Below are 793 nucleotides of genomic sequence, written 5' to 3'. Positions count from 1 at the left end.
TGCAAAGCATATGCCTATCAATATTTCCGTTACTTTTGGTTGGTTCATGCTGCCTCCGAACTGCCAGGTATTAGTTTGATTGATTGATCGCACTCATTGCCCCAGGTATCCCACCCATCCAAATCCTTCCTTGAAAACAACTCGATGCGTTTAACATCGCCATATAGCAATTCCAGCCGGTGGCGCACTTCCCACGGCTTTTCGCTATGTTCGCCAAGTGGTGAGTACACAACTTGTTTGATACTGGCGTTAAGCCGTTCAAGGCCATTGCCGCGCACTGCGATCAGCACATCTTCCGTATTGGCCCGCGTGTAGTTGCCGCCATTCATCCGTGATTGAGCGTTAAGTAGAGCGAGAAAGTCGTAAAAGTCGTTAACCTCACTGGCTGCCAGCGCCTTGTTTATGTGGTCCTCTGCCAACTGATTCAGCTTCACCCAGGTAAATCCCTTCATCGTGCGAACCTGAAAGCCCCACGCTTCAGCGAGCTGCTTGGCTTCATCGTTGAAGTTGCCGGTGTACCACATGGCGAGAACTGCATCTGGTGCTGCGAGGGACCAAACAGGGAGGCGCTTTAAATCGGTGAGTGACATCGTGCTGTAGTGATTAATTGCCGCGCCATTGCTGGCCTTGTTCCCGTACTGCCAGGGTGGGTCACAATAAATAAGCTGATATCCACTCATGCCGCCTCCATTATCTTTCTCACTTTCGCTTTCACTGCCTTCACTGTCTTGACTGGAGTCGGCGGGACAACTTGCGTCGGTACCGGTCTCTTTGATTTATCGCCGGTTCGTAG

At 51.1% G+C, this 793-nt stretch carries 1 protein-coding gene; it reads right to left on the bottom strand.

What is annotated here, in order from left to right:
• Nucleotides 1-44 precede the first annotated feature (44 nt).
• Nucleotides 45-680: an MT-A70 family methyltransferase gene (locus V2A85_RS24095; protein ID WP_420072608.1), complete on the bottom strand. Its 636-nt coding sequence runs from the start codon at nt 678-680 to the stop codon at nt 45-47.
• Between the last annotated feature and the right edge of the window lie 113 nt (nt 681-793).

The organism is Yersinia sp. 1252 StPb PI (assembly GCF_048593885.1).
Lineage (GTDB): Bacteria > Pseudomonadota > Gammaproteobacteria > Enterobacterales > Enterobacteriaceae > Yersinia > Yersinia enterocolitica_E.
This window is presented reverse-complemented; position numbering and strand designations above follow the sequence as displayed.